At 55.1% G+C, this 7,227-nt stretch carries 7 protein-coding genes and 1 pseudogene; 6 read left to right on the forward strand and 2 right to left on the reverse strand.

Annotated elements, in window-relative coordinates:
- From aspA to IF803_RS41895, 6 genes and pseudogenes are all read left to right on the forward strand, one after another.
- Positions 1-286, forward strand: a pseudogene (gene aspA, locus IF803_RS41870) (aspartate ammonia-lyase); the annotation flags it as partial.
- 1,100 nt (positions 287-1,386) lie between these two features.
- A complete protein-coding gene (locus IF803_RS41875; protein WP_028343737.1) occupies positions 1,387-2,280 on the forward strand; it encodes an amino acid ABC transporter substrate-binding protein in 894 nt (297 codons plus the stop codon).
- Between the two features lie 87 nt (positions 2,281-2,367).
- Positions 2,368-3,762: an amidohydrolase family protein gene (locus IF803_RS41880; protein ID WP_129964846.1), complete on the forward strand. Its 1,395-nt coding sequence runs from the start codon at positions 2,368-2,370 to the stop codon at positions 3,760-3,762.
- Positions 3,763-4,029: 267 nt separating this feature from the next.
- Positions 4,030-4,521: an Lrp/AsnC family transcriptional regulator gene (locus IF803_RS41885; RefSeq protein ID WP_129964847.1), complete on the forward strand. Its 492-nt coding sequence runs from the start codon at positions 4,030-4,032 to the stop codon at positions 4,519-4,521.
- Positions 4,522-5,135: 614 nt separating this feature from the next.
- Positions 5,136-5,363: a hypothetical protein gene (locus IF803_RS41890; RefSeq protein WP_129964848.1), complete on the forward strand. Its 228-nt coding sequence runs from the start codon at positions 5,136-5,138 to the stop codon at positions 5,361-5,363.
- Between the two features lie 109 nt (positions 5,364-5,472).
- A complete protein-coding gene (locus tag IF803_RS41895) occupies positions 5,473-6,111 on the forward strand; it encodes a hypothetical protein (protein WP_129964849.1) in 639 nt (212 codons plus the stop codon).
- A gap of 6 nt (positions 6,112-6,117) precedes the next feature.
- On the opposite strand, the gene IF803_RS41900 is transcribed toward IF803_RS41895, so the two are convergent.
- Both IF803_RS41900 and IF803_RS41905 read right to left on the reverse strand, forming a co-directional pair.
- Positions 6,118-6,297, reverse strand: a complete 180-nt coding sequence (locus IF803_RS41900) for a hypothetical protein (protein ID WP_129964850.1) — start codon at positions 6,295-6,297, stop codon at positions 6,118-6,120.
- A gap of 125 nt (positions 6,298-6,422) precedes the next feature.
- Positions 6,423-6,728, reverse strand: coding sequence for a hypothetical protein (locus tag IF803_RS41905; RefSeq protein ID WP_129964851.1), 306 nt, complete (start codon positions 6,726-6,728; stop codon positions 6,423-6,425).
- Positions 6,729-7,227: the final 499 nt, after the last annotated feature.

The following is a 7,227-nucleotide window of genomic DNA, read 5'->3' on the forward strand; positions in this document are numbered from 1 at the left end:
GCTGATCAATGCGATCGAGGTGCTACGCACGAAGTGCGTCACCGGGATCACGCCAAACGAGCAAGTATGTCTTAGACACCTCGAGGCCAGCGCTGCGGTTGCGACAGCCCTCAGCCCAGCGATCGGTTATGAGCGTGCGGCCGAGCTGGCGAAGAAGGTGCTGATCTCGGGCAAGACAATCCGCGAAGTACTTGACGAGGAGCCGGGTCTTTCCCCGGATTTGATTGCCCAAACGACCGATCCGCGTCGACTTACCAGGCCGACGCGAGCGCGATTGGCATCATAGATCCCGAGCATGGATCAAAAGGAAGTACGAGTTAACGAATGCAGATCGTCGTCTTCCGAAGTCGGTCAAAAGAGCCGAGCCGCAGTCGGTTCGATCCATGGAATCGATCGAACTCGGATGTCCTCGCCAGATCATTCTGATCGGGAGCCGGAAGGAATGCTTAACGCCGCGCGTACCGGCGGCGTTTTCCGCCGAAACGTAGCCAAGATGAAAATTGGTGGCGGGCAATTCAAGGACCTCGGAGACGTACGAGGGGATTTTCGATACAGCCTGCCGCCTGACACGTGTCGTGGGCTGCCCGTCAAGCTCGGTGATCAGCGTGTCAGCTTCCACTTCTCCCTGACTTGGCCACCGCGCCGGCGGTGGCCGCTCTTTTCTTGAGCCGTGTAGACTTGGAGCTTGCGTAAGGAATTGACTTGCGAAAGCGGCTGTATCGCCAGCACACCTCGAGGTGAGACGTCGTGTGATCAGTCGGGTCCCGAAGCGCCGACGACACCAACGAAGGCATCGCCAGCTTCACCCCCGGTTCGACCAGGACTTGCGTCCCATTTGGCTCGGTCTCGACCATCCCAGCCTTGGTCGGCGCCGCGGTGCTCTAAACGTGCACCCTTTGTGCTGCGGGAAAGACGCTCGAAGTGAGTGCCGCCCGCGCGAAGGGGCCGACTGTGAACGATGAAAAGCACGGATTCCCAAAGTTTAGAAAATGCACATTGCATGGATTTCGTGTTTCCCGATTGAGCATGATCGCCGACGGGCGGAAGCATCTCACGAGTGGTGGTTAGGGCGGACCTGTCGAATTTGTGACGTCGCCCGTAATTAAATTATCATATTTCGGAATTAAAAAACTCGCAAACTGAAATTTATATGGTGCCAAACGGATCGTGAGGCCTATCATTTAGCCACGGCTGAGTGCTGCCCGGTTTATGTGCGGTGCGGAAATGAGCGGATGTTTTGCTTCCAGGTTCGGGCACTAGGCGTCTGCCGGCTGTTGGAAGGGGCAATCCTAGCGAGGCCTGATCGCGCGTGGGTCGCGTGGCAACGCACGCGTTGCCCAAGGCCAAAGACGCAAAAGCGCGGCTCATATGAATCAGAGGAATTCCATGGCTAAAATGTTTGCACTGCTTTCAGCGACTGTGATCACCGGAATAGCGATCTCCACGGCCCAGGCGGGGCCAACGCTTGACAACATCAAATCGAAAAGGGTGATCAGCATTGGTTACCGCGAGGCTTCGATACCTTTTTCCTATCTCGGCGCCGATCAGAAGCCTGTTGGTTTTTCGCTCGACCTTTGCGCGCACGTCGTCGACCGTCTGAAAGTTGATCTTGGCACTCCGGACATTCAGACGAAGCTCACGCCCGTCAACTCGTCAAACCGGATCCCACTTATCCAGAATGGCACGATCGACATCGAGTGCGGTGGCACTGCCAGCAGTAAGCAGCGTCTGGAACAGGTGTCATTCAGCGTTGCAACCTTCGCCAGTCAAACGGCTTGGCTCGCAAAGGCGTCAAGCGGGCTCAAGACACCGAAAGACCTGAAGGGAAAGACCGTTGTCGTAACTCAGGGTTCCGATGCTCTCGGCATTGCCAAAGGCATTTCGCAGGGAGACGACCTCAATCTTACTATCGCGCAAGCCAAAGATCATGCGGAATCATTACTGCTGCTTACGACCGGCCGTGTGGCGGCGTGGGTGGAAGCTGACATTCTCTTGGCCGGCATGAAGGCGGATTATTCGAAACCAGCTGACCTCATCTTTCTAAAAGCTAACTACGGTACCGTTTATTACTATGGTCTGATGTTCTCGAAGGACGATCCCGACTTCAAAAGGATAGTTGACGACGTTCTCTCCAAACTCATGGCCTCCGGCGAGTTCATCAAAATCTACGACAAATGGTTCGTAGCTGCGATCCCGCCGAAAAACATCAATCTGAATTTCCCAATGACCGATGCGCTTAAAGAGCGCGTTGCCCACCCTAGTGATGTCGTCAATTACTGAGCTTGCCCGCGACGACGCGAAGCCGTCACGGCGGTACGACGTCAACACCGGACCGACAGAATGGTCCAATGCTCGGTGCGATCGTGAATGCAGACGCAAGCAACTGTCGTCACCAAAAAGGAGCGCGAAATGAGAGGCGGAGCGGTTGGTTGGGAGTCGATGACAGACGCGGATCGACAAATCGCGCAATGGGTCGAGGAGACGCCATTTGTGGATACCCACGAACATCTGATCGAGGAAAGTCAGCGCCTTTCCGGAGCAATCCATCCACGAACCTTGCCATGCAACGACTGGGCCTATCTATTCAGATCCTATGCTGCCGAGGATCTCGCGGTTGCAGGCCTGCCAGCTTCCGACCTACGAGCGTTTCTCGGGCCGGACCTTACGAGCCAGGAAAAATATCGGCTGATCGCCCCCTATTGGGAACGCATCCGCCACACCGGCTATGCCCAGGCGCTGCGCCATACGTTTCGTGGCGTTTACGGTGAAGAGGACCTGACCGCCGAAAGCCTGCCCCGCATCGCCGAGAAATACCGTGAAACCGTTCAGCCGGGTTTTTACGCACGCATTTTGAGCCTCGCAAACATCAAAGGCTGCCACGTCAATTCGCTACAGCGCATCTTTATGGAGACCGAGCAGCCGGACTTGCTCGACCACGACATAAGCATCCTTCAATTGTGCCGGTGTAGTGCTGCTGACTTTGCGTGGGTAGAAGCCGAGACGGGCAGGCGCCCGACGACGCTCGATGAATGGCTCGAGGTTGTCGACTTTTATTTCACGACATACGGCAGCAAAGCCGTGGCTGTAAAATCGCAAATTGCCTATTCGCGCGCCCTCGATTTCGAGCCCGTCACCAAGGCGCATGCCGCAAGACTATTCCCCCACCATGCCGACAGAGTAGGCGCATTGCACGCCCTCGGCCCTGGGGACCTCAAGGCGTTGCAAGACTATCTATTTCGCTATTGCGTCGGCAAGGCTGGCGAGTACGGCTTGCCGGTCAAACTGCACACCGGCGTTTTGGCTGGCTACGGCGTGATGCAACTCGCCCGCACTCGCAGCAATGCCGCAGACGTTTGCCGTCTGCTGCAGGATTTTTCCGAAACCCGATTCGTACTAATGCACATCGGCTACCCATACGAGCACGAGTTTATCGCGCTGGCCAAACATTATCCTAACGCTGCGATCGACATGTGCTGGGCATGGATCATTAATCCGGTGGCGGGCGTTCGCTTTTTGAAGGAGTTCTTGATGGCGGTTCCGTCCAACAAGATCTTCACCTTTGGCGGTGACTATGTCGCTGTCGAGCCCATTTATGGCCATGCGTGTGTAGCGCGCCGTGGAATCGCACGGGCTCTCTCGCAATTGGTCGCCGAAGGCTGGATCGCGCTTGAGGACACCCGTGACCTGATTGACCGGATCATGCGCGGCAACGCACGTCAGTTCTTTCGGAAAGCGCATTGGCAGGATACGACGCGGCCGTGAACGGCGGACAACCGCTTGAAGTTTTGCCGACGTCCATGACCGTCAAAGATACAAAGGTGTTTGGTGCGCTCAGGGCATCGAGCATGCTTAAGCGGCCGCTGCCGCTTTCCCGTGATTGGCGCTCGGATGCACGAAAGAGTCAGGCGAGTAAAGAAGACCGGAGCCGACACCTAGTGAATCTTCTATGTCTTCATGCCGTTGGACAATTCTCTTCGCCGCGCCTGGATCTGGCGGTGAGCGTCGCCTCAGGGTTGGAGCTATTATGCAATGCGATACGATCGGATAGACGCTCGCATCCTCGAAATGTTGCAGAAGAACAACCGTCTGACTTCCGAGGTGATCGGCGAAATAGCGGGGCTTTCTGCGACCGCGTGTCAACGCCGGTTGAAGAGAATGCGCTCGGAAGGCATCATCGAGGCCGATATCTCGATCGTTTCGCCGAAGGCCGTTGGAAGACCCATCCAGATGCTTGTACTGGTGACTATGGAGCGGGAGCGTTGTGATATCATTGATAGGTTTAAGAAGGCCATCAAATCGTCAGCTGAAGTCGTCAACGGCTTCTACGTCACCGGTGATGCTGACTTTATTCTATATGTGACCGCGCGTACCATGGAGGACTACGAGCAATTCACCAGAAGCTTCTTTTACAAGAATTCGGACATCAAATGCTTCAAGACGCTGGTCGTTATGGATCGGGTAAAGGCTGGCTTTGCTGTTCCCGTTGAGGTGCCTGCCTGTGATAGACCAACCAATCGTTGATTGGGTGTTTCGATCCAGCAGATCCACTAACAATTGCGCACAGCCGGCGTCTCACTCAGAGGAGGTCCGAGCCATCTTTGCTATCTCCGAATTCCATGCGTTTCCAGTCAGTGTAACTATAGGCTCCTGACCAATGATGGACGGGCTTCCCGCAACGCATGCAGACAAAAAGGCCCGAGCTCTTCAAAGGAGCGGATGCCGGCTCCTGAACCGCAGAATAACTGGTGCCGCAGCCCTGGCATGAAAAATAGACGATCATCGGTCTTCCTGGGTGGATCCACGCGCCCTAGGCTGCGTGGTCGGCATGATGCCAGAGCTCGATGCTCTTGAGGCTCAGATCACCATAGAACCGCTTCGATGCCCGACGGAAGCAGTTCCTAGCGGCCTCCAGATCAGTTGCACCCCGCCGCTATATGGTGGGACGGGTAGCGCCACTGACGGCATAGGTCCAGAACGCCGGACTGCGCTCAGTCGCCAACCTGATCCGGCGGCCCTCCGGTCTTCGTGGATCACCACGAACTCATTTTCGATCGGGCGCCGGCCATTCGGTGAGAGGGAGCAAAGCACATACGATCGATGATCGCGGCAGTGGCACGCGGAGAGAAGCTGTAGAGATGGGTCTAGGTTATCAAGTGGACTGCCATGAACGAGTCAATTCGCCAAACGCTATCCTGGCCGGCCTTGGTGGCGTCGGTGGTTTTGCCGAACTCACCACCGTTTCGCGCGACGGCGTCACTCAGCGCATCATCGATCGCTGGCCTGAGGACGAAATCGGCGGACCGCCGCATCCTGTCCCGATCGACTGGACCGCTTGGCGTCGGCTGAATCCTGCGCCTAGATAGAGTCGATTGAAACGCAAAGTAGCTGAGCGCAGGGCGCATAAGGTGGCGCTTTCATTCTGACGTCAGCTCTCTGATTGCGTCTTGGCCTTAATCGCGCTACGTTTTGCGAATGACGAAAGAAGCCGTCGAACTAGCGCTGAATCAGTCGTGGTCGACGTTGCTCTTGGTCGCTTGTGGCTACGTCGCATACTATATTGCGAACGTTGGAATTAGAGATCACCACAAGCTGGCCGACGTCACCTTTTCGATCTTAGTTTTTGCTTTCGTCTCGGCTTTTGCATTCTATTTTGGCCGGTGGGTTCTCAATCTTTCCCTGGTAGTCTCATCAGGCATCACGTTCCTTTTTGCGATGGCTGCTGGCGCCTCGTGGAGAGTGCTCGGGCGGCCTCGCTTTGAACGCATGCTGCGAGCAACGCGCATCAGTCATTCGGACGATCTACCAAGCGCTTGGATGGCACTTCATGGAGAACGATGTGTGGCGACTCAATTAGTCGTTCAGTTGAAGGATGGGACTTGGCTGATGTGCGACAACCTTTCGAGATTTCAGGCGAGCCCGAATGGTCCCTGCGTATTGGGCGCGAAAGGCGATATCTTAATGTATGTCACCGACAAACTTACCGACAAACAAAGCAAACGCGGCGTAGGGTTCGTTCCAGTAGCAGATCCCATCGACGCAAGTTGGGGGCACGAGATTACGTATATTCCCGCCGATCAAATCGCGAGAGTAGATCTCCGTCGCCGGATCTAAATCGAATTACTTCTTTGGCTTTGGCGGTGGTGAACTAGGAATCGTATCGGTCGTCGGAATATAATTTCCGTCTACCCCATGACCCGGATGCTGCTGGTTTGGCAGCGTTGCGGGTCTGTAATTTTTGATGACTTCGGGGGTATAATTTTGATTGACGTGCTGCGAATCGTCTTTTTCGTCGGACATGGTAATGGCTCCATTCAATACACGTTACTTTATGAGCTGTCTCTCGAGGTTGCAAGCCGATCTTAGCTAGCGCTATGCGATAGTCCCTATGGCCCTGAGGCGGAACGGTTGCTCCAATAGCTGAGTCACACATTCTGTCTTTGATCCGAATTAAAGCTCGATGCTCCGTAGTCGACAATGATCCATTTGTTCATCGTTACGGTCCGTCCCATCTCCCTTTCGGTGGCGGCGCGAGTTGCTTCCAATGCTGCTTTCGCCGCCTCGATATTCGCGAAGGTGCCTTCAAGAGTGGTGTTCGGTAGGCGATACCAGATGTTGTTGGTGGCGAGTATCCAAAGTTTCCAATTGTGGGCCGCGGCTTGCTTGAGAAACGTGGAATGTGGATCTGGGCTAGTTTCTTTTATATCGTAAGATGCCAGGTATGTTGGCACGCAATGCCCCCTTAGTTAGCTAGCGGTCCGTGTCTAAAATGAAAATTCGTTATCATCGGTGGATGTGCACTGATAGATTAGCAGGTGGCGGAATGGCGGAATCCGCGCCCACGGCTTCGCCCCAATAGCATTTGGAACAGGAGCGCAGCTCTATATCAACTCACATGTTCCGTGCCGCGATTCAATTCACGATTGATGCGATCCTTGACCCGACGAACCGCAAGAAGCTCCAACCTCGTTCGGGTTCGGCCACTGATCGTCTTGCCATCGACTTCAAAACTGTAGCGCCACTCGCCCGGCAATACTTCTCGAATGCTGAATTGCACACCTCTATGCTGCATAAATAGTTTCAATCCCGATACACCATGGCCCCCCAGCGCCGTCGTCGTCGAGCTCCAGATTGATCTATGATTCCGTCAATGCTGAAAGCGTTGACCCGATACCGAAGTGAGCCGCCGATCCATAGGACCGGCGGCCAAGTCAAGGGAGGAAACGCCCG

Source organism: Bradyrhizobium sp. UFLA06-06 (genome assembly GCF_054820065.1).

What these genes read in the sequence shown, in the direction of transcription:
- IF803_RS41875 (WP_028343737.1), top strand. Translation starts at nt 1,387, where the DNA reads ATGGCTAAAATGTTTGCACTGCTTTCAGCGACTGTGATCACCGGAATA.
- IF803_RS41880 (WP_129964846.1), top strand. Translation starts at nt 2,368, where the DNA reads ATGCAGACGCAAGCAACTGTCGTCACCAAAAAGGAGCGCGAAATGAGA.
- IF803_RS41885 (WP_129964847.1), top strand. Translation starts at nt 4,030, where the DNA reads ATGCGATACGATCGGATAGACGCTCGCATCCTCGAAATGTTGCAGAAG.
- IF803_RS41890 (WP_129964848.1), top strand. Translation starts at nt 5,136, where the DNA reads ATGGGTCTAGGTTATCAAGTGGACTGCCATGAACGAGTCAATTCGCCA.
- IF803_RS41895 (WP_129964849.1), top strand. Translation starts at nt 5,473, where the DNA reads ATGACGAAAGAAGCCGTCGAACTAGCGCTGAATCAGTCGTGGTCGACG.
- IF803_RS41900 (WP_129964850.1), bottom strand. Translation starts at nt 6,297, where the DNA reads ATGTCCGACGAAAAAGACGATTCGCAGCACGTCAATCAAAATTATACC.